This window comes from Nocardia sp. NPDC055321 (assembly GCF_053645575.1).
Genome location: NZ_JBSHMS010000039.1, coordinates 18,313 through 39,579 on the forward strand (window position 1 = coordinate 18,313; position 21,267 = coordinate 39,579).

The following is a 21,267-nucleotide window of genomic DNA, read 5'->3' on the forward strand; positions in this document are numbered from 1 at the left end:
GGTCCTTTCAGACACCGGCCGGGACGACGCCCAGCGCGGTCAGCAGCGTGCGGCGGATGCGCTGGAATTCCGGATCACCGGGATCGCGTTCGCCGGGCAGTTCGATGGGCAGGTCGATGGTCAGGCGGCCCGCGTCCAGCACCAGGACGCGTTCGGCGAGCGCGATCGCCTCGTCGACGTCGTGGGTGACCAGCAGGACCGCCGGGGTGTGCCGCCGCACCAGATCGCGCAGCAGCTCGTGCATCCGAATGCGGGTCAGGGCGTCGAGCGCGCCGAAGGGCTCGTCGGCCAGCAGCAGGGCCGGGTCGCCGACCAGCGCCCGCGCCAGCGCCACGCGCTGCTGCTCGCCGCCGGAGAGCTCGTTCGGCCAAGCCCGCTCCCGCCCCGCCAAACCGACCTCGGCCAGCAGCGCGGTGGCGTCGGCGCGCTTGGAACGCGGCTGCCCGAACAGCACGTTCGGCAGCACCCGCTGCCAGGGCAGCAATCGTGAATCCTGGAACACCACCGAGGTTTTCGCGGGCACCCGCAGCGAGCCCGAACCGATCACATCGTGATCGAGCCCGGCCAGCGCGCGCAGCAGCGTGCTCTTGCCCGAACCGCTGCGCCCGAGCAGGGCCACGAACTGGCCCGGCGGGATGGTCAGCGTGATGTCGTCCAGAATCGTCCGGTCACCGAAGGATCGCTTCAGATCCCTGGTCTGGACGCCTAGTTCGCGATGGTCTGACGCCATGACAGCACCTTGCGCTCGAGCAGACGGATGGCCGCGTCGGAGATGAGTCCGAATACGCCGTAGATGACCAGGCCGACCAGGATGACATCGGCCTGCCCGTAGTTCTGCGCGCTGTACATCATTTTGCCCAATCCGTCGGTGGCATTGACGGATTCGACGACGATGAGCGAAAGCCACGCACCGGTGACCGAGAGCCGCAGCCCCAGGAAGAAGCCGGGCAGCGAGCCCGGGATCACCACGCGGGAGATGAACTCGGTGCGCGAAACACCCTGCACCTCGGCCAATTCCACGAACCGCTTGTCGATGGTGGTGAGCGAGGCGTGCGTCTGGATGTACATGGCCACGATGACACCGAAGGTGATCAGCACGATCTTGAACGATTCGCCGATGCCCAGCCACAGGATCATCAGCGGAATCAGCCCCAGCGTCGGCACCGCGCGCTTGAGCTGCAACGGCCCGTCCACCAGCGATTCCCCGAAGCGGGACAACCCGGCGACCAGGGCCAGGGCTGTTCCGACGACCACGCCGATGCCCAGGCCGAGCAACGCCCGGCTCAGCGACGCCGAGACGTTCTCCGCCAGCGAGCCGTCCAGGAACAGCTCCCAGCCCGTGGTCACCACGGTCCACGGCGCGGAAAGCTTGCGCTCGTCGAGTAGTTCGAAGTGCGACCCGGCGGCCCACGCGCCGATCAGCAGCACCACACCGAACAGCCGCGCGAAGGGAACGGCCTTGCGCAGCCCGAGCCGGCGCAGCCGGCGCCGATCGACGAAGCCGTCGGTGACCGGGGCGGTCGCGACGGACAGCCGCGGAATGGCGATCGTCATGACTGCACCTTCTCCCGGTAGGTGGCCGGGACGGCGTCGGTGGCGAGCCCCTCGAAGCGCCGGTCGAACAGCGTCGCGGCGTCGAAACTCTTACCGAAATAGCCGGAGCCGGTGACCAGGTCGACCGTTTCCTGCTCCCACTTGATGGCGTCGTCCCAATTCGCCGGGTAATACGGGCGTTCGGTGTTGCCGATGATGCGCTTGGCTTCTTCCGGCGAAACCTTCTGGTCCTTCACGTAATACGCGTCGGCCCATTCTTCGGGATGTTCCCAGGCCCAGATATCCGCGCGTGCCCAGATCTTCACGAATTCGGTGACAGCGGCGAGTTTCGAGGAATCCTGCAGCACCGCGGTCGGGGCCCACAGCACGGTCAGCGCGTCCACAGCGGGAGTGACGACCGCCTTCGCGCCCTGATCGCCGTACTGGTTGATGTATTTGGTGAGCTGCGGCTCGAACAGCGGGGCCACATCGATCTGATCGCCCTGCAGCGCGGTCAGGAACTGGGGGCTGTTCAGTTCCACCAGCTGCACGTCCTTGGGCGTGAGCCCGGCGGCCTGCAGCGTACGCAGCACGACCACGCCCTGGGCTTGCCCGGGCGAGAAGCCGATCTTCTTACCGCGCAGGTCCTGAATCGAGGCGATGCCCGACTTCGGCGCGGTGGCCAGCTTGTATGCCGGGGTCGTGCGCACCTTGACGCCGACGATCTTGGCGTCGACGCCGGTGGCCCGCGCGTGAATCGGCGGGATGCCCGCGTTGCTGGCCACGTCCACCGAACCGCCCCGGAAGGCCTGGATCACATCGGGTCCGGCCGAGACCGCGGGCCAGTCCGACACCGTGAACGGCAGCGAGCCGAGCTGTCCGGAGGCCTGCAGCGCGATGCGGGTGGTGTTGATCGAGATCGAGAGTTCGGTGTTCGGCGGCACCTGGGTCGGCAGGGCGGCGGTCAGCGCGGTGTCGCCGGTCTCATCGGTGGCGCAACCACTGGCGAGCAGGACCGCGGCGGTCGCCGCCAAACCTATTCTGCGAATGGATTTTCGCACTGTGTTCTCCCTGATTGAAATCGCCTGAAGGTTTCTCGGAAATTCGGGCGGCATCGACAATCGAGGAATTCGAATCGATCGGCGGGTGCGTGCATTTCCATGCTGAGACTGTCCTGGAAGACGCTGTGCTCGAGCAACATTCGTTCGACTTAAAATTACTCGGAATCAAAGGGCGGCCGCCGCGGGCACCGCGACGACGGCCAGCGGATCGCTGTAGAGGCGCTGCAGCACCACCGCTCCCGCCGCCATCTCCAATACCCGGCCCAGGAACGAGGACTCGGTGACGATCTCCTCCGGTCGCTCACACGAGGAGAAACGCCGCACGGTATCCAGATAGGCCGCGCGCACCCCGGGCACCCGCACCAGCGCCGGATCGACGATCACCACCGCGTCCGGATCCAGCAGATCCACCAGGACCGCCACCGCGCGCCCGAGCACGCGGGCCCGTCCGGCGAACAGCTCGCGGGCCACCTCGTGCCGCCCGGCCGCGACGATGAGATCGGGAATCGTCTTGACCGCCAAGCCCTCCCGCTGCCCCCGCGCCACCAGCGCGCGATCGGTGCACTCGGTCAGCGCCTCGGCCACCTCCCCGCCTGCGAGCCGGGTGATCGCGCCCGCCGCCGAGCGCGGCCCGTAGTGCACCCGCCCGTGCACGGCGAACGCCACGTCGATGACGTTGCCCGCGAACAGCGCCACCGTCGCCGAGGCGTGGCGCACCTTGCCGAACAACTGCTCAGCGTGCAGCAGCGACCTGGTGTGACTGTCCAGGCTCACCGGTAGGCCGGTGTGATCCGAGAAGTACTGGCGCACAGCCACATTGCGCCACCGCAGGAAGCCGTGATCGATGACCGACCCCGCGGAGCTGTCCACCCAGCCGCCGATCGCGACCCCGAGCCCGATCACCCGCTCGCTCAACTCGCCCAGCAGCCGCCGGACCTCGGCCGCGGCCCCGGCCAGTATCTCCCCGGGACCCAGCCCCGGATGCGGGATGCGATGCGAGAGCCGCACCGCCCCCGCGATGTCGAGCACGGTCACCGTGACCTGTTCGGCCGCGATGTGCACCCCGATCACGACATTGCCCGCGGTGTGCAACGCCAGCGGCGAATGCGGCCGCCCCATCCCCGCCGGACTCGCGGTCTCGGCCTGCTCGATCAGCAGCCCGGCCTCCACCAGCGCCCGCACCTGCATGGTCACCGTCGCCGGTGACAGCCCCGCCACCTTCGCGACGGCGCTGCGCGGCACCGTGCCGCCCTCCAGCACCGCCCGCAGTACCGCCCCCGCACTCGTGCCCCCTGTCGTCACCATCCGAACGCACCTCCGGTCGACCGAAGCCCCCATGGTCGGTGTGAATTCGACGGGGCGGAACCGTTGCACTCGACGTGATTCCGAGCGGCCGTTCTCGGAGTGATTCCCGAGTGCGCGCGATCGGCGGTGTGTCGCGCACACGCCGTCGCCTGATTTCGACTCGATCTCGTGCGATGCGACTATGACCGGGCGCCGGACCCGATGGCGGAAGAACGGTTATCCGAGGGAGTCCGGTTCGACACAGTCGACCCGCTAGCGGCAAGAGATTATTCGGTATCGTCACGGATCTGTCGAATGAATCTATTGGCAGATGTACTGCATGACAATGGAATTCCGTCGGTCACGAGAATGCTGAGATCGAGATGCGCAAGCTTTCCTTGGTTCTGGCTGTCGTTGTCGGTGCCGCGCTGTTCGCGGCCGCACCCGCGCGGGGCACGCCGCCGCTGGGAAAATATGTGGCGCTGGGTGATTCGTACGCCGCGACCGCCGATGTCACCGACGTCTACGGACCACCCCTGTGCCTGCGGTCGCGCCAGAGCTATCCCAATCGCCTCGTCGCCGCGCTCGGGCCCGCGGTCTTCGTGGACAACACCTGCAGCGGGGCGGTCGCGCGCGAGTTGACGATCAAACAGTTCGACGGGCTCACCGCGGACACCGACCTGGTCACGGTGACCATGGGCTGGAACGATCTCGACCTGCTCGGAACGCTGGGCCCGTGCCTGGCGGTGTCCCTGCTGGAAACGCCCGTCACTCCCGTCGGCAACCCGTGCGAGCGGCAGTTCACCGGCGCCGGCGTGGACACCCTGGCCGCGCGCGTGGAGAACGAGGCGCGGCCCGCGATCGCGGGCGCCCTGGCCGCCGTGCGCGAGCGCGCGCCGGAAGCGATCATCGTCGCGGTGAACTATCCGTCGGTGCTGCCGCCGGCCACCGCCGACTGCGGCTACGGCACCGGCGTCGCGCGCGGCGACGTCCCGTACATCTACCGCACCCTCCGGCACATTTCCACGGTGCTGCTCGAAGAGGCCGCGGCGATCGGCGCCCTGACCGTCGACGCCAATGCCGTCACCGGCCACGATGGCTGCCGCCCCGGACCGCAACGCTGGGTCGAGCCGCTGATCAGCAGTGCGACGACTATCCCCCTGCACCCGAATCCGCGCGGCGCCGCCGCCGTGGCCGACCTGGTGCTGGCCGCCCTCGGCCGGTGACGCCGCCGTCGGGAGGTCCACCGGGCTCTGGTTGGATGGGCTCAGTGACTAGTGTGCCCTTCAAATTGGTCGGCCCCCACCCGTTCGAACAGGTGATGCCGGGGTGGGCCGACCACTTTCCCCGGTACGACCGGGTGGTCGGCTACTCCGATCTCGGGCACGCGTTCCTCATGAGCACCCGCACGGGGGAATACGCGGTGCTAGACCCGTACAGCGCCGGGGCCAAGGCGCTCGGAATCCATTCCGACATCGGCGCTTTCGTGGATCGGGTGCTCTTCGACCCGGACTTCATCACCTATGTGCTGCAGCCCGGTCACGTAGCCGCCATTCGCAAGCGTCTGGGCCCGCTCGCCGAGAACGAGGTGTACATCGCCACCCCGTACCCCTTCCTCGGCGGCTCCGAGGACCCCGAATCCTATGACCGGGGCGGGGTCTGGGTGTTCTTCGACCTGGTCGCCCAGGCGCACGGCTTCGAATAGCCCTTCCCCGGAATTTTCCGGGCCGCGGTGCTGGTTGCTGCCACGAGACACTGCGAGAGGACGGGCATGAGCACCTTCGACGACACCGTGATCGACGAGTTCCGCGCCAACGGCGGCAAGGTGGGCGGCCCCTTCGAGGGCCGCACGAACCTGGTGCTGATCACGACCACCGGCGCGAAGTCCGGGCGTGCGATCACCAACCCGCTCGTCTACGTGCCCGACGGCGACCGCATCATCCTCATCGCCTCCAACGGCGGCGCCGACAAGAACCCCGCCTGGTATCACAACCTCCGCGCCGACCAGCGGCTCACCGTCGAGGTGGGCACCGAAACCTATTCCGCGAAGGCCGAATTCGTCGCGCCGCCGGAAAGTGACGAGCTCTACGCCCGCATGGTCGAGATCATGCCCCAGTTCGCGGACTACAAGCTGAAGACCGCCCGCGACATCCCGGTGGTGGCGGTGTACCGCGAAACCGCCTGACCTGGACCGCCGGACCCGCGCTCGTGAACCGTGTCGGTGCGAGTGCGGGCGTCGGCGAGCCGGGGCGTGTTTGCCGGTGCGGGGGTGGGTTGCCGAGGGTGGAGCCGATGGGAGTATGCTGTGGAAACGAATCGCCCGCGTCGGGCACTCTTCCCACTCTTTCCCCGGGAATCGAAGTATGTGTAACCGACGGTTACATGTAAACCGGCGCGACTCGCCGCCCTCCCGGCAGCCCCCTTCTCACTGATCTTCCAGCCATGTCTTCTCGCCGCTCGAGCGGTGCTTCCTTCGGCCGTGAACCCGCGTTCGCGGGGCGTGACACTCCGGCCCGACTGCGCCGGATCGTCGATCAGGTCGGCGCGCCATCACCGTTTTGTACACTCCACAAGGTGTCGGTTCCGGTCAGTTGGATCCTCGCGCAACCCGATCTGTCGATACCGCTTCGCGGCGGTGCGGCGGGGCTCGCACGCACGATCGACCTGGTCATCACCACCGAACTCGAAGATCCCTTCCGCTGGCTCTCCGGCGGCGAACTGGTGCTCACCACCGGCACGCGCCTGCCGCACGCGCCCGCCGCCCGCGCGGACTACCTGCGCGGCCTGCACCGAAAAGGCGTTGCCGCAATCGGTTTCGGGATCGGCGTCTCGCATCCGGAAGTGCCGGCGGATCTGGTGGCCGCCGCCGACGACGTCGGCCTGCCGCTGTTCGAGGTTCCGCTGCCGACCCCGTTCGCCGTCATCGTCAAACGCGTCGCCGACCGCGCCGCGCAACTGCAGGCCGACGCCGTGCAGCGCGCCGCCCGGGCCCAGCCGCGCATGACCCGGGCCCTGGTGCGTTCGGGCGCCCGCGCGATCGTGCGCGAACTCGCCACCTCCCTGCGCGCCACCGTGCTGGTCCTGGACTCGGCCGGGCGCGTGACCGCCGCGCACCCCGACGCACCCGACGACGCCCTGCTCGAGACCGTGCGCGAGGCCCTGGCCACGGAGTCGGTCGCCCCGCCCGACACCCGCCCCGAGCGCACGAGCAGCGGCGTGACCCATCAGCGCATCGGCGTCGGCGGCCGCGCGCACGGCGATCTGGTCGTCGTCGGCCCCGGACCGCTGGGCCCCGCCGAACAGATCCTGCTCGGCCACGCCAATTCGCTGCTGTCCCTGGCATTCGAGAAGCCGGCCCGCCTGTGGGAGGCCCAGCACCGCCTCAACAGCACCGTGCTCGGCCTGCTCCTGAGCACCGAAACCGATCTCACTCCCGCCTGGACCCAGCTGGCCCAGGCCGCCGACGCCGCCGGGCGCATCCGCGTGCTCGCCGCCGACTGCGACTCCGCCGAGTCCGTCGAGGACGTGCGCGCCACCGCGGAGACCATGGCCGTGCGCGGCGGGCACCCGCTGTTCCTGCACGTGCGCCGCCGCCGCGTGCTGCTCGCGCTCCCCGGTGTCGCCGCGGTCGCCTTCGCCCGGGAGTTGGCCGCCGACCTGGCCCCCGGCAGCACCGTGCGCTACGGACTCAGTGGCGAACATCCCCTGGACGAACTGGTCGCCGCCGCCGAAGCCGCCGAACTGGCCGCCTCGGCCGCCGAACGCGGCGGCGCCCCCGCCGAGTTCGGCACCCTGACCGGCCGCTCCCTGCTGTCCTTCGACGCCACCCGCCGCGTCCTGGACACGATGGCGCGCACGGTCCTGGCCCCGCTCGCCGACCACGACACCAGCCACGGCACCGATCTGGTCGAGTCCCTGCGCGCCTACCTCGAGGCCAACGGCCACTGGGAGTCGGCCGCCGCCGACCTCGGCGTACACCGCCACACCCTGCGCAAGCGGATCGCGACCGCCGCCGACGTGCTGGGCTGCAACCTGGACAGCGCCCGCGTCCGCGCCGAGCTGCTGCTGGCGTTGCTCGCGCGCGGAAAACCCTGACCCGTGTGGGGGGTTCCTTTTCCCGCCCTGCCCTCGCCGCGGGATCCCGATCCTCGCGGCGTCGCGGTGTCGGCTGCTGCTACCTCCCGGCGGCCGGAGCGAATGGGACAGGGGTACCCGCGGTCCTTCGCGGACCTGGGCCCGGGATCATGGAGGAGCCGAGTCCGGCTCCGGCCGGTGCGTACAGGGCGCGGGAACCGCGGTCAGGAGTGAACCCATGAGCCATGCCGACCTGGTGTTCGTCGGCGGCACCGTCCTCACCATGGACGCCGCCCGCAGCGCCGCGACGGCACTGGCCGTCACCGGCGACCGGATCAGCGCCGTGGGCGACCGCGAGGTGCGCGAATCGATCGGCCCGGCAACCGAAGTCGTCGACCTGGCGGGTGGGGCGCTGCTGCCCGGATTCCACGACGCACACATACACGCCGCGGCGGCGGGACTGGAACTGGCGGCCTGCGACCTGACCGGCACCGTCGAGATCCGCGACTACCTGCGCCGGGTCGCGGACTACGCGGCGGCGAACCCGCACCGGGAGTGGATCACCGGCAGCGGCTGGTCCCTCGAGAGCTTCCCCGGCGGCCTGCCGACCCGCGACCTGCTCGACAACGTCGTCGCCGACCGGCCGGTGTACCTGGTAAACCGTGACCATCACGGCGCGTGGGCCAACACCCGGGCGCTCGAGCTGGCCGGCATCACCGCGGACACCCCCGACCCTGCCGACGGCCGGATCGAACGCGAATCCGGCGGCGTCCCTTCGGGAATGCTCCAGGAGGGCGCGATGACCCTCGTCGAGCAGGTGCTGCCGCCGATCACGCACGCCGAACGCGTGGACGGCATCCTGCGCGCCCAGCGCACGCTGCACGCGCTGGGCATCACGGCCTGGCAGGAGGCGATAGTCAGCGTGGACGGCACGCCCTTCGACTGCGCCGCCGCCTACCTCGACGCCGCCGAACGCGGCCTGCTCACCGCGCGCGTGAGCGGCGCGCAATGGTGGGACCGGGAGCGCGGCGCCGAACAGATCCCGGATATGCTGCTACGCCGCAAGCGATTCGCCGCCGAGCGCTTCCGGCTCGACACCGTCAAGATCATGCAGGACGGCATCGCGGAGAACTACACCGCCGCGATGATCGACCAGTACCGCGACCACCGGGGGTGCTGCACCGGCAATGCCGGGATCAGCTTCGTCGATCCGATCGCCCTGCGCGAGTACGTGACCGAGCTGGACGCCAACGACTTCCAGGTCCACTTCCACGCCCTGGGCGATCGCGCCGTGCGTGAGGTGCTCGACGCGCTCGAGGCCGCCCGCGCGACCAACGGCCCGCGCGGCAACCGGCACCACCTGGCCCACCTGCAGACGCTGCACGCCACGGACATCGCGCGCTTCCAGCCCCTCGGCGCGATCGCGAACCTGCAACCCCAGTGGGCCGCACACGAACCCCAGCTCGACGAGCTGACCCTGCCGTTCCTCGGCGGCGACGCCGCGACCCGGCAGTACCTCTTCGGCGATCTCGCCCGGGCCGGGGTCACCCTGGCGTGCGGCAGTGATTGGCCGGTCAGCTCGCCGGATCCCCTCGAAGGCGTGCATGTCGCGGTCAACCGTGTCACCCCGGGCTCGGCGCTGCCGCCGCTCCTGCCGGACCAGCGCCTGGACCTCATGACCGCACTCGCGGCGTACACGGCGGGGTCGGCTCACGTGCTGCGCAGCCCGGACACGGGGACACTGCGGCGGGGTGCGCTGGCGGATGTGATTGTGCTGGATCGCAATCCGTTCGAGGGGGCGGCGGAGGAGATCGCGGATACGAAGGTTGTTCAGACGTTCGTGGGCGGGGTGCGTGTGCACGGGTGAGTTGGGATTTCGGAATGGAGAAATTGCTCATTCGTTCAGTTGATAGTTGTCCGAAATGCGTTGTATTACAAGAGAATTGGGCTATTCATACTTGCTATAGAGGGGTAGAATTGGGGGTATGAATTCGGGAGAGGTACCCACAATCGCGCAGAGTGCCAAAGCACTCGCCGCCGCGGTGGAGAACCTGCTCGAATTACCGATGTACTCGTTGCCCGGCAACGAGGTCATCGAAGTGATGCAGGAGCTCGAAACCAGCTTCCGCAAACTCGAAGCCGTGAAACAACGGTTCGCGCTCGAATGCGCGGCACAGGACCTGCCCTCCAAAGCGGGCGTGAAGAACCTGACCCTGTTCCTGCAACAAACACTGCGACTGTCCTACGGCGAGGCCGACGCCCGAGTCAGGAATGCCGACTTGCTGTCTACGGTGTCGGTGGGTTCGAGCACCCGCCCGCCGGTCCTGCCGCTCGTAGCGGCAGCACAACGGGCCGGAGAGATCTCCGCCGACCACATCAAGGCCATCAACGATGCGATGAAGCAGATCCCCGATGCCGCGGGTCCCGAAGTCAAAGACCGCGCCGAACAGCACCTCACCTCTTATGCCCGTCAGGGTGACCCGAAGGGTGTGACCAAGCTCGGAGTTCACATTCTGGCCCACGTCGACCCGGACGGGCGCTTGATCGAAGACAGGGACCGCCAGCGGGTCCGCGAGATCAAGATCGGGCATCAGCGGATCGATGGCATGTACCCGATCTCGGGATTCCTGACCCCGCAGTTGGGTGCGGTCATGATCCCGGTGTTCGAGAAGTTCGGGCGCCCCGGCATGTGCAATCCTGATGATCCCGAAAGCCCGTGGACCACCGCTGAACTCGGTCTCGATACCGAACTCGACGACGGCGACGAGAACACCGACGATATCGATACAGACGACCCTTCGTTGAGCCCGGCCGAACGAGCCCGCGCCGCACTTCGAGCGAAGCTGCGCGCGGCAGCCAAAAGGGATCACCGCACGGCTGCTCAACGCAACCATGACGCTCTGCTGGTGTTCTTCCGCCCGGATATGGGACCCAGGCGACTGGGATCGCATCGCGGACTTCCGGTGTCGACGATCATCACCATGAGTATCGAAGACCTCGAGAAGCGCGCAGGCGTAGCGACCACCGCGACCGGCGGCACGATGTCGATCACCCAAGCCCTCCAGGTCGCCAGAAACTCGACCCCGTATCTGGTGGTGCTTGATCGCAACGGCCGACCCTTGCACCTGTCTCGCGGGCAGCGTCTCGCCAACCCCGCACAACGCTTGGCGCTCACCGCGACCGAGCGGGGTTGCACGCGCCCCGGTTGCGACGCGCCAGCAAGCCGCTCCGCTGTACACCACATCCGGGAATGGGCTGATGGTGGCGAAACGGACATCGAGAACCTGACCCTGGCGTGCGATGCCTGCCACGCACAGATCAATACCGGCCCGAACGGGTGGGAAACGGTTGTGATGGGCGAGGATTCGGAGAATCCGGGCAAAACCGGATGGATCCCACCACCACACATCGACCCAGGTCGTAGGCCGCGTGTCAACTTCCGTCACCACCCCCAAGTACCGGGTGTCCCCGCACGATGGCGCTGTTAGCGGGCCTGCCCGGCCACCATTCCCACCGCCGTTGCCCACTCTGCCTCTTCGGCTTTCCCCCGCCGAAGGGGCTCCCCGTTCGTCCAGACCCTGGCCCGCTCTTCACACCCGTGCAGCCGGTCCGATCACACGCATCAGCGTTCACGCCCGTGGCCGACGTAGCCCGCCTCACACTTACTCTCCGGCTTCCGGCGGCGTTCGGGAGAGCAGGCAAAACAGATGCGACCGTGCTGGTTACCTCGCCTGCCGTACCCGACCTTCGGCTCCCCAGCCGGGAGCGCCCTCGCCATCCCAGCCGGGCCGGCCGGCCGTGGGAACCTTCTCGAGACTCACCGACAAAGACTCGTCATCAACACAAAGGGGTTATGTCCAGGGCGGTGATTGCCGCGCCCGGTCCAGGGATCGGAACCCGGCCACGCATCCACGGGCTTCGATCCCCCATATCGGCCCGGAAGGGCTGGAACCGCCGCCGAGGCACCCAACCCGCCCCCGCTGGTACTCCGTTATCCAGGAATCTTTTCCCCGGCAGGGCACCCAACCGCAGTCGAGGCACCCAACGCGCCCCGTCGGTACTCCGTTATCCAGGAATCTTTCCCAGCCGGGCTCCCAACCACAGCCGAGGCACTCAACGTGCCCCCGCCGGTACTCCGTTTTCTAGTTGTCTTTCCTGCGGTAGGCCTCTCAACCGCCATCGAGGCTCCCGAAATGGCATCGCCGGTACTCCGTTGTCCAGGCGTCCTTTCCCAACCAGGCACCCAACCGCCGCTGAGGCCCCCAACACACCCCCGTCGGTACAGCCAACTCGCAAACCGCAGCCGACACTCTCCAAGCCCCTCCAATCCCCCGACCCAACAAAGAAAACGGCCGGCGCCATCCGGTGCGGGGATGGCGCTGACCCGTCACCCTCACCGATCCCGATGCGCCACCAAATGCGCGAGCGCCGTCAAATCCCCCGTAGCGAGATCCGTAGGCAGCGCGTCCAATGCCGCCGCCAACGCCGCCCCCGCCCGGTCGAGCGTCTCCTGCCGACCCCCCGCCTCTTCGATGAGACTCGCCGCCCGAGCCGCCCGCGCGGCCGTAATCGGCTGCCGCGCAGCGTAAATCCGCCCCAGCTCCCGCCCCGCCGATGTATCCGAGGCCAGCGCACTGACCACCGGGAACGATTGCTTGCGGCTGATGAGATCGCTGTGCGCGGGCTTTCCGGTCACCGCCGGATCACCCCATATATCGATGACATCGTCCACCAGCTGAAACACCAGCCCGATTTCACAACCGAAGATATGCATGGCCGATACCACGCGATGATCCGCTCCGGCGCACAATGCCCCCAGCGCACAGGCACATCCGAGCAGTGCCCCCGTCTTCCCCGATGCCATCTGCAGATATTCCGGCACGCTGATACTCGCTCGGGTGGCGAAGGCGCAATCCTCGTACTGCCCCCGGCACAGCGTCATCGTGGCGCGCGCCAATCGAATAACGGCCTCGGCCGTCACCGGTTCGGGCACGCCGTCCGACAGCACTCCCAGCGCGAGGGCCTGCATGGCGTCCCCGAGCAGGGTGGCATTGGTTTCGCCCCACAGTCGCCAAATGGTTTGGCGGCCATGGCGGAAAGGATCGCCGTCCATCACATCGTCGTGCACGAGCGAGAAATTGTGCAGTAGCTCGATCGCGGTGGCGGCGTGTACCGAGTCCGCGATCGAACCGCCGCAGGCCGCGGCGGCGGCGAAGGTCAGGGCGGGGCGCAGTGCCTTGCCCTGCACTCCGTTGGTGATCTCGACGCCCTCGGCATCGCACCAGCCGAAGTGGTAGCCCGCCATCTGATCCAGCGGTTCGGCAAGCCCGCCCACCGCGGCTCGCAGGACCGGTTCGATCGCGATGCGCGCATCGGCGAGTTGCTTCCGGGCTATTCGCTCCACCGCGGATTGCCCGGCGTCCGCCGTTCGCGGCCGCGCATCGGTGTGGCCGGTCAGGGTGGCCACCGCGGGACGCGAGAGTCCCCACCGGCGTTTGGTCTCGCGGCGTTGTCCCACGGTGGAACTGTTCGGTTTCGACGCTCGCATGTTCGGCCCCGCTCACTCGGACACGGCCCCCGTAGCCACCCTGCGGTGAACGGGCGGCCATGCATGGAAGAAGCCCCATACTCCCACCGTCGGCGGAAAACGCGGGGCCGCCTGCGGGTTTCAGTTCGGCAACAGCCCTCGCGGATAGGTCTCGGCTCGGCGGCAATCCGCACTCGAACCGTTCCCGCCAGCGCGTCGGCTCGGCGTGCCGACCTCGCAAACCGGCGAAGTTCGCCGAACCTGCGGTCATATCTTTCGCAAAGCACAAGATCATTGGGCTCGCTCGTCGTACGCTGCCCACCGATCGCAAGAGTCACGGCACGATTCGGAGGCCCCCATGCTGTCCCTGCAGGAGATATCGGACCGAATGGAGATAGTGGACCTCATGGTGCGCTACTCCCACGCGGTGGACACCCACCAGTGGGATTCGCTGGACGAGCTCTTCACCGCTGACGCCCACATCGACTACACCGCGATGGGCGGTCCCGCCGGAGATCTGGCCTCCACCAAGCAATTCCTGGCCTCCGTCATGCCGAATTTCACCGCCTTCCAGCACCTGGTCAGCAATTCCTCGATCCAGGTGGATGGAGACAGCGCGACCGCCCGCACCATGTGCCACAACCCGATGGTGGTGGCCGGTGCGGACGGTCATCAGCGGCTGATGCTGTGTGGACTCTGGTATCTGGATTCCTTCACCCGTGTGGACGGCGTCTGGCGGATCAGCCGGCGGGTCGAGGAGAAGTCCTATATGTTCGTCGCCCCGCCCGCGGATGCGGTCGTCACCAGCTGATCGAACAGGTCGCGGTAGCCGCGCAGCGCCTGGCGCAGTTCCTCGGTGTCGACCTCTCCCCCACTGGACCAGCGGGTTTCGAGCTGCTGCAGGCGCTGGGCGTAGCCGTCGGTGAGGCGCTGCAGTGCCCCGGAGACGAGGTCGTCGGCGCGGGTGACCGCGTCACGCGGATCGTCGACGAACGCGGTCTGAACTTCACGCCACTGCTCGCGCAGCTTGCCCGCGTCCTGGGCGCCGGGAATGGCGTTGCCGCCGTTGCCGGTTCCGGTGCGGTGGGCGTCACCCGCGTGCGGCTGCCGCGCGTCACCGGGCTGCTGGGCCGCGCCGGGCTGCTGGGCGCCGGGCTGGTGAACGCCGCCGGGCCGGTGCTCGCGATCGGATTCGGCCGCGTGCGCACCGGGTCCGGCGGGCTGCTTCTCGCCGGCGGTGGGCGCGTGCACGCTGCTCGCGGCGGGCCGGTGGGCGTCACCGGAAGCCTCAGAACCCGGCTGCCGGACGCCGGGGCCGGCCTCCCGAATTTCGTTGCCGGTCACCGTGTTCGCGGGCTCGGCAGCGGGCCGCTCCCCGGCCTGCGCCGGGTTCTCGCCGTGCGGGCGCTCCCCGGCCGATTCGAGGCGTTCGGCTTCGGCGCGGGCGCGCTCGGCCTCGTGCCGCTTGTCATCATCGCGCGGGGACTGTTCGGTCTCGATGCCCGCCGCGGCGGCCTTCTTCGCACGGCCGGATTCGAAAATGCTCATGGTTCTCGCCTTACTTGTTGGGTGCGGTCTGACCGGCGCGATTGCCGTCCAGCACATCGACGAACAGTTCCCGGTAGTTCACGATCGCGGTGCGCATGTCCTCGGTCGAGGCCTGCCCGTTCGCGGCTCGTCCGGCGATTTCGTGCGCGGCCCGGAATTGCTCGAGCGGCGCGGCGTGCCGGACCGAGAGGTCGGCCAGCTGCTGCTGGAAGTCCTCGGTCGGGTAGCCGCGATCGGACATGACCGCCACCAGCAGTCGGTCGGCGTTGTCGAGCGAGCGCACCGGATCGTCGACGAACTGCTCCTGCACGTGCGCCCACTGCTGCCCGTAGCGGCGCTTCTCGTCCTCGTTCAGGTCGCGCAGTTCCAGCTGCCGGTGGCGCTTCTCGCGATCGGTCAGCTCCTGTTCGGCGGCGCGGCGATTCTGCGATTCCTGCACCACTCGGTCGTATTCCGAGCCGAATCGATCCTGTAATCGCCTGCGCCGCAACCACGGACGCACGGCCACTCCGATGGCGAGCAGTACCGCGAGCACCACCACTACGATGAGCACCGTCATTCCTGCACCCGACATCTGATCCTCCTCGTCGAGTTCGTCTCTGTGACGACGTAATGCCTCGACGAGCAGGTCTCAAACGTGCGGCGTTCGGGTCACTCGTGCAACAGGCCGGCGAGGAACCCGTTGGCGAAGACCCGATGCGGGTCGTAGCGATCCAGTGCGGAAACAGCGGTGTCCCAGGTGTTTCCGGCCTCCAGACCGGTGCGATAGGCGGTGGGAACGACCGTGTCGAGCACGCCGGGATCGGCCCAGGCCGCGGTGTCGCTGTAACCCCAGCCCTTGGACCATTCCGGCCGCACCTGGGCGTAGTCGCCCGCGTAGTTGGCCAGAACCCACTGTTCGGTTTCCCGGTAGAACGCGATGCTGCCGGGGGTGCCCGGGATGGTGAGGATGTCCAGCCAGATGGCCACCTCCCACTCCGGCTGATCGGGGCGCGGGCGGATGGCCGACAGCGCCGGGGTGACCGCGCCGGGCACGTCCACATCGGCGGCGTCGTCCAGCCCGGTCACGCGAATTTCCAAGGGCCCGTTCATGGGATAGATCCCCTGGGCCGCGTACCGGTTCAGGCCGTCGCGGAAATAGGCGTAGAACTCGCTGACCACCCGCTGCACGTCGGCGCGCCGGGTGAGGATGGCGTAGCCGTTCGCGGTCACCTTCAGGGTGGTGGGCCGCACGTAGAGCAGGGTGTTCTTGGACCAGCCCCACAGGTCACGCGACGCGGTGGCGGTCAGGCCCATGTCGACCATGGTCATGTGCATCCGGCACAGCGCGGGGGTGAGCCCGTACGCCCCCGCCTCGACCCGGCACATGAGGTCGGTGACAGGATCGGGGATGGTGTCGCAGAACGGATAGTTGAACGGCCCGTTGACCATTCGCGCGCCGACCGGCTGTTCGGGACACACCTCCCACACCTTGAGCCACGGCGTGCTCGTGTATGGGAACCAGATGGCCTCGGCGCGACCGGTGGGCTCGACCCAGGCGCCGAAAGCATCCCGGCCCGCCGCGGCCGGTGCCGCGAACAGGGTGTCGACATCGATATCGGTCAGGCTGCGGCACCGCAGCCGGGTGTTCTCCCCGGTGCGCAGGGTCGCCTCGATGAGGAAGGTGCGACCGAGATTGACCAGTAGCGGGGCGATCGCCGGATCGTCGCGCTCGAAGGTGCGCAGGGTGTAGCTGCCCGCGTTCGCATCCCAGACGACGGCGGTGAGCGCCACGACGAGATTGCTGATCGAGCCGAAAGTGTGTCCCGCCGTCGCGGTTTCGCCGGCCGCCGGAATGCCGGTGCCGTGCCCGCCGATGGCGAGGACGCCACCCAGGGTGATGTCGCCCGGCGCGGGGGTGGCGGTGAAGCCGAGACCCGCGGATTCGAGCGCGGTCATGAGGACTTCCATGTGCACGCCCGCCTGGGCGGTGACGCTCGCGGGCGTGCCCGGTGCGACGGTGACGCGGGTGAAATGCCGTGTGGTGTCCACCAGCAGTACCCGATCGGCCTCGTGCGCGAGCGCTGTCAGCGGCGACCAATTGTGCCGCTGACCACTGGCTCGGATGGTCCAGCCGTGCGTGTGGGCCCAGTTCGCCAGTGCCACCACCTGATCCGCGTGCGTGGGCGCGCAGGTCCACATGCGGTCGATGAACACCTCGCCCGACCAGTTCTCGTACGCCTGCCGGTACACCTCGACGCCGCCCGGCAATTCCGGCGGAATCACGCCCTCCGCGTGCGCGGCCGGTACCCGGAATGCCGGGGTCCAGCCGAATGCCGCGAAGGCCGCTGCCCCGGCCAGACCCCCGAGTACGCCACGGCGACTCGGCAGGGCGCGGTTTCCCTCGATCACTTGCCTACCACTCCTCTGATTAGGGGAGGCTTACCTTAGGGAAGGATCGTGTGCTGTGGGGTAGCCAGGTTGCTTCGTGCGGTGCATGACACAGCGGCGGGTGCGGGTGCATGGCTATGACACGGGCAACCGGCGGCGCGATTCCGGGCGCGCCCGTGAGGTCGATGAGTGGTCCGGAAACGACGACCGCCCCGGCCGTATCGGCCGGGGCGGGTCGCGGAGCCGGAACTGTCAGCGGCCGGGCAGGAATCGGATCGCGCGGGCGATGCCCATCAGCAGCGGCTGCCACTTTTCCTGCGAAACCAGCGGCGGCGCATCCAGATTCAGGAAGCGGGTGACCACCACGGTCTGCGATTCGGTGAACTTGAGCAGGCCGTCGGGACCGTGCCTGCGGCCGACGCCGGAGATGCCCATGCCGCCCATGGGAGCGCCCGTGCTGCCCCAGGCCGGGGCGTACCCCTCATCGACGTTGACCGTGCCCGCGTGGATGCGGGCCGCGATGCGCTCGCCCTCGGCCTTGCTGCCCGCCCAGACGCTGGCGTTCAGGCCGTACTCGGTGTCGTTGGCGCGCGCGATGGCCTCCTCCACGTTCGCGACCGGGTAGATCGAGACCAGCGGGCCGAAGGTTTCGTTGCGGCCGCACTCCATGGCGTCGGTGACGTCACTGAGCACGGTGGGCTCGTAGAACAGCGGGCCGAGATCGGGCCGGGCGTTGCCGCCGACCAGGACCTTCGCGCCCTTGGAGACCGCGTCGGCCACATGCTTGGAGACCGTTTCCAGCTGCGCTTCGGAGATGAGGCTGCCGACCGAGTTGGAGAAGTCGTAGGAGGCGCCGATGGTGGTGTTCTGCACCGCGGCCACGAATTTCTCGGTGAATTCCGCCGCGACCGAACGGTCCACGTACAGCCGCTCGATCGAGATGCACAACTGGCCCGCGTTGGAGAAGCACGCGCGCACAGCCGCTTTGGCGGCCTTGTCGATGTTCGCGTCGGCGGTCACGATCATCGGGTTCTTGCCGCCCAGTTCGGCCGAGAAGCCGATGAGCCGGCGGCCGCACTGTTCGGCCAGGGTGCGGCCGGTGGCGGAGGAACCGGTGAACATGAGGTAGTCGCACTGGTCGACGATGGCGGTGCCGACCACGGTGCCGGGTCCGGTCACCACCGCGAACAGATCGCGCGGCAGTCCGGCGCGGGCGAGCAGTTCGGCGTTGGCCAGCGAGGAGTACGGGGTCTGGCTGTCCGGCTTGACCACCACGCCGTTACCGGCCAGCAGTGCCGGGATGGAGTCGCCGATCGAGAGCAGCATTGGGTAGTTCCAGGGCGCGATCACCCCGACGACTCCCTTGGGCACCGCGCGCACCGATGCCCGGTTCAGCACCGGGAACGCGCCCGCCACCCTGTGTGCGTCGAGCAGGCCGGGCGCGACGCGGGCGAAGTACCGGGCCGCGAAGATCAGCCCCATGATCTCTTCCTGAGCGGCCCAGCGCGCCTTGCCGGTCTCGGCCTGCACGACGTCCATCAGGTACTCGCGGTTCTCCACCACCAGTTCCCGGTACCGCTCGAAGACCGCGGCCCGCTCCTTGGCCGGCCGGGCGGCCCAGTCCGCCTGCGCGGCACGGGCTTTGCCCACCGCCGCCGTCACATCGTCGGCGGTCCCGACCGGCACGCTGCCGAGCGTCTTCCCGGTGAAAACCTCGGTGATCGCACGGGTGTCACGGTCCTCGGTGGTGTCCACCGCCGCGAACGTCCGCAAACGCTCGAAGACTGCGGGTGACGGCACGGGCATCGTCGCCTCCTACTTACGGGTAACTACTGATTACACGCAAATCTACCCGTAAGGGATTAGTGCGACGCCCGAGTCCGCGATCCGGGCCGCTCGCATCGGCTTTCCGTCCGGAAATGTCGATGCGAGCGGGCTGGACGCGATACGCCTCGAGTGACGGCACCGCCCGGACCGCGAGCGCTATCTGGACCCGGCGTCCGACCACGGAGGGCGCGAGCGGTTATCCGCGCGGTGATCCCGATCCGGCGATCTCGGCGGAGGTCGGCGCGCGGCCCGACCCGGCGTCGGAGAGCGCGCGAGCCAGGCGTCCGGAGCCGGTACCGAGCTCGGCGGCCAGATCGATCTCCGGCCGCGCCGAGCCCGAGTCGGCGATCGCGTCCGCCGGAACGGCAGGCGCCGCTTGGGCATCGGTGGCCGCGCCGAACAAGAGCGGGACGGCGAGGGCGGTGGACGCGAGCGCGATCCGGTGTTTCATCGAGTACGTGCCTTCCTGTGCAAAGGGCCAACGGTAGGCAACTCGCGCGGAGCTGCAACGCCCATACTTTTCGCGGCAGCGGGTCCGGAATGGAACGGGGCCCCGATGGCTACCCACACCAAACCTATGTATCTTAGGAATTGTCCTAATAGTCATAGGAAGAGGTGCTCATGTCACCACGCGCCGGGCTCACCGCCGACCGCATCACCGCCGCGGCCGCCGAGCTCGCCGACGAGATCGGGTTCGACAACGTGACGCTGGCCGCGGTGGCCAAGCGATTCGGGGTCAAGGACCCGAGCCTCTACGCGCACGTGCGGAACCTGCGCGATCTGCGCACCCGCGTCGCGCTGCTGGCCGCGGCGGAGATGACCGACCGCATCGGCGCCGCGGTCGCCGGGCGGGCGGGCCGGGACGCTCTCGTCGCGTTCGCCGACGCCTATCGGGGGTACGCCCTCGAGCATCCCGGTCGCTACGCCGCCACCCAGAGCCGACTCGAACTCGCCGACGTCGCCGATGCCCCCGGCTACCTGCGCAGTGTCGAGCTGACCGCCGCGATGCTGCGCGGTTACGACCTGGACGGCGATGCCCTCATCGACGCGGGCCGCCTGCTGCGCAGCACCTTTCACGGCTACGCCACCCTCGAGCTCGGCGGCGGCTTCAACCATTCGCGCGAGACCGACACCACGTGGCCGCGCATTCTCGACGCCCTACATCACCTGCTGTCGCAGTGGCCCGAACAGGAGATCCCACAATGAAATCCGGCACCCTGCGCGTTCCCGGCGCGACCCTCTACTACGAAACGCGCGGCGCGGGACCGCTGCTGCTGTTCCTGCCGGGCGGCGGCGGTGACGCCGGAACCGTCGATCCCCTCGCCGAGGTGCTCGAACGGCATTTCACGGTCGTCGCCCTCGATCCCCGCGGCTACTCCCGCAGCGCGCTCGACGGCCCCCAGGTCACCCAGCGGGTCGAGGTGCAGAGCGCGGACGCGTATCGACTCATCACCCATCTGACCGACGAGCCCGCGTACGTGGTCGGAGGCAGCGCCGGCGCGATCGTCGGCCTGGACCTGCTCGCGCGCCATCCCGATCGCGTCCGCCACCTCGTCGCGCACGAGCCGCCGTGCTTCGCCGTACTGCCCGACGCCGCCGTGCATCGCGCCATGATCGAGGAGGTCCACGCGCTGTTCCGCACCGACGGTCCCGCCGCCGCCTCGGCCCGCTTCCTCGCCGGGATCGGCAACGCGATGAAGCCCGCCCCCGTCGCCGCCGAGCTGCCCGCCCCGCGCGGCCGAGATGTGGACCCGGCTCGCGGCCAACGGGCCGCTCATGATCGAGCACGAACTCCGCGAATTCACCTCCTACATCCCCGATTACGCGGCGCTGACCGCGCACCGTGACCGCCTGACCCTGGCGGTGGGCCGCGAGACCGCGCCCGCGCTCCCCTGTCGTCCCGCCGTCGAGATCGCGGCCCGGCTCGGTCTCGAGGTCGCCGAATTCCCCGGCGCGCACAACGGGATGCGCACCGAAGCAACGGAATTCGCCGATCGGCTCGTCACCGCCCTCGGCGGCTACGTGCGCGCCTGAACCGGTGCT

Annotated in this window: 20 protein-coding genes; 10 read left to right on the forward strand and 10 right to left on the reverse strand. The window is 68.7% G+C overall.

The features are described from left to right. Positions 1-7: 7 nt before the first annotated feature. The 4 genes from ACWIGI_RS37845 to ACWIGI_RS37860 all read right to left on the reverse strand — a co-directional run bounded on the left by ACWIGI_RS37845 (position 8) and on the right by ACWIGI_RS37860 (position 3,899). The gene (locus ACWIGI_RS37845; protein WP_454208411.1) at positions 8-730 is read right to left on the reverse strand and encodes an ABC transporter ATP-binding protein; all 723 of its coding nucleotides are present in this window, start codon (positions 728-730) and stop codon (positions 8-10) included. Then, on the reverse strand, positions 706-1,554 hold the full coding sequence (locus tag ACWIGI_RS37850; RefSeq protein WP_454208412.1) for an ABC transporter permease: 849 nt from the start codon (positions 1,552-1,554) through the stop codon (positions 706-708). The genes ACWIGI_RS37845 and ACWIGI_RS37850 overlap by 25 nt, the downstream gene beginning before the upstream one ends. Continuing rightward, entirely contained in the window at positions 1,551-2,594 is a 1,044-nt protein-coding gene (locus ACWIGI_RS37855) for an ABC transporter substrate-binding protein (RefSeq protein ID WP_454208414.1), read from the reverse strand. The genes ACWIGI_RS37850 and ACWIGI_RS37855 overlap by 4 nt, the downstream gene beginning before the upstream one ends. A 165-nt stretch (positions 2,595-2,759) precedes the next feature. Next, positions 2,760-3,899, reverse strand: a complete 1,140-nt coding sequence (locus ACWIGI_RS37860; protein WP_454208415.1) for an ROK family protein — start codon at positions 3,897-3,899, stop codon at positions 2,760-2,762. A 362-nt stretch (positions 3,900-4,261) separates the two neighbouring features. Here ACWIGI_RS37860 and ACWIGI_RS37865 point away from each other — a divergent pair, with 362 nt between their 5' ends. From ACWIGI_RS37865 to ACWIGI_RS37890, 6 genes are all read left to right on the forward strand, one after another. Further along, positions 4,262-5,104 carry an SGNH/GDSL hydrolase family protein gene (locus ACWIGI_RS37865; protein WP_454208416.1) on the forward strand — a complete coding sequence of 281 codons (843 nt, stop codon included), beginning with the start codon at positions 4,262-4,264 and terminating at the stop codon, positions 5,102-5,104. A 44-nt stretch (positions 5,105-5,148) separates the two neighbouring features. Further along, a complete protein-coding gene (locus ACWIGI_RS37870; protein ID WP_454208417.1) occupies positions 5,149-5,583 on the forward strand; it encodes a T6SS immunity protein Tdi1 domain-containing protein in 435 nt (144 codons plus the stop codon). Between the two features lie 66 nt (positions 5,584-5,649). Continuing rightward, the gene (locus tag ACWIGI_RS37875; RefSeq protein ID WP_454208418.1) at positions 5,650-6,063 is read left to right on the forward strand and encodes a nitroreductase family deazaflavin-dependent oxidoreductase; all 414 of its coding nucleotides are present in this window, start codon (positions 5,650-5,652) and stop codon (positions 6,061-6,063) included. Between the two features lie 389 nt (positions 6,064-6,452). Next, positions 6,453-7,973, forward strand: a complete 1,521-nt coding sequence (locus tag ACWIGI_RS37880; RefSeq protein ID WP_454208419.1) for a PucR family transcriptional regulator — start codon at positions 6,453-6,455, stop codon at positions 7,971-7,973. Between the two features lie 217 nt (positions 7,974-8,190). Then, on the forward strand, positions 8,191-9,819 hold the full coding sequence (locus ACWIGI_RS37885; RefSeq protein WP_454208421.1) for an amidohydrolase: 1,629 nt from the start codon (positions 8,191-8,193) through the stop codon (positions 9,817-9,819). Positions 9,820-9,937: 118 nt separating this feature from the next. Continuing rightward, positions 9,938-11,440 carry a DUF222 domain-containing protein gene (locus ACWIGI_RS37890; protein WP_454208422.1) on the forward strand — a complete coding sequence of 501 codons (1,503 nt, stop codon included), beginning with the start codon at positions 9,938-9,940 and terminating at the stop codon, positions 11,438-11,440. A gap of 905 nt (positions 11,441-12,345) precedes the next feature. Here the strand turns inward: ACWIGI_RS37890 and ACWIGI_RS37895 are convergent. Continuing rightward, on the reverse strand, positions 12,346-13,287 hold the full coding sequence (locus ACWIGI_RS37895) for a polyprenyl synthetase family protein (protein WP_454208423.1): 942 nt from the start codon (positions 13,285-13,287) through the stop codon (positions 12,346-12,348). A gap of 550 nt (positions 13,288-13,837) precedes the next feature. On the opposite strand from ACWIGI_RS37895, the gene ACWIGI_RS37900 reads away from it, so the two are divergent. Beyond that, entirely contained in the window at positions 13,838-14,290 is a 453-nt protein-coding gene (locus tag ACWIGI_RS37900) for a nuclear transport factor 2 family protein (protein WP_454208425.1), read from the forward strand. Here ACWIGI_RS37900 and ACWIGI_RS37905 read toward each other — a convergent pair. From ACWIGI_RS37905 to ACWIGI_RS37925, 5 genes are all read right to left on the reverse strand, one after another. Next, a complete protein-coding gene (locus ACWIGI_RS37905; RefSeq protein ID WP_454208427.1) occupies positions 14,245-15,027 on the reverse strand; it encodes a hypothetical protein in 783 nt (260 codons plus the stop codon). The genes ACWIGI_RS37900 and ACWIGI_RS37905 overlap by 46 nt on opposite strands. Positions 15,028-15,037: 10 nt before the next feature. Beyond that, on the reverse strand, positions 15,038-15,601 hold the full coding sequence (locus ACWIGI_RS37910; protein WP_454208429.1) for a hypothetical protein: 564 nt from the start codon (positions 15,599-15,601) through the stop codon (positions 15,038-15,040). A 77-nt stretch (positions 15,602-15,678) separates the two neighbouring features. Beyond that, complete coding sequence (locus ACWIGI_RS37915; protein ID WP_454208431.1) at positions 15,679-17,418, reverse strand: cholesterol oxidase substrate-binding domain-containing protein; 1,740 nt, start codon at positions 17,416-17,418, stop codon at positions 15,679-15,681. A gap of 231 nt (positions 17,419-17,649) precedes the next feature. Beyond that, positions 17,650-19,203, reverse strand: coding sequence for a succinic semialdehyde dehydrogenase (locus ACWIGI_RS37920; RefSeq protein WP_454208432.1), 1,554 nt, complete (start codon positions 19,201-19,203; stop codon positions 17,650-17,652). Positions 19,204-19,420: 217 nt separating this feature from the next. Further along, the gene (locus tag ACWIGI_RS37925) at positions 19,421-19,675 is read right to left on the reverse strand and encodes a hypothetical protein (RefSeq protein ID WP_454208433.1); all 255 of its coding nucleotides are present in this window, start codon (positions 19,673-19,675) and stop codon (positions 19,421-19,423) included. Positions 19,676-19,845: 170 nt separating this feature from the next. Here ACWIGI_RS37925 and ACWIGI_RS37930 point away from each other — a divergent pair, with 170 nt between their 5' ends. The 3 genes from ACWIGI_RS37930 to ACWIGI_RS37940 are packed head-to-tail and all read left to right on the forward strand — an operon-like array spanning position 19,846 to position 21,258. After that, on the forward strand, positions 19,846-20,430 hold the full coding sequence (locus tag ACWIGI_RS37930; protein WP_454208434.1) for a TetR/AcrR family transcriptional regulator: 585 nt from the start codon (positions 19,846-19,848) through the stop codon (positions 20,428-20,430). Further along, a complete protein-coding gene (locus tag ACWIGI_RS37935; RefSeq protein ID WP_454208435.1) occupies positions 20,427-21,071 on the forward strand; it encodes an alpha/beta fold hydrolase in 645 nt (214 codons plus the stop codon). The genes ACWIGI_RS37930 and ACWIGI_RS37935 overlap by 4 nt, the downstream gene beginning before the upstream one ends. Beyond that, positions 21,001-21,258, forward strand: coding sequence for a hypothetical protein (locus ACWIGI_RS37940; protein ID WP_454208437.1), 258 nt, complete (start codon positions 21,001-21,003; stop codon positions 21,256-21,258). Before ACWIGI_RS37935 ends, ACWIGI_RS37940 begins: the two co-directional genes overlap by 71 nt. The last annotated feature ends 9 nt before the right edge of the window (positions 21,259-21,267 follow it).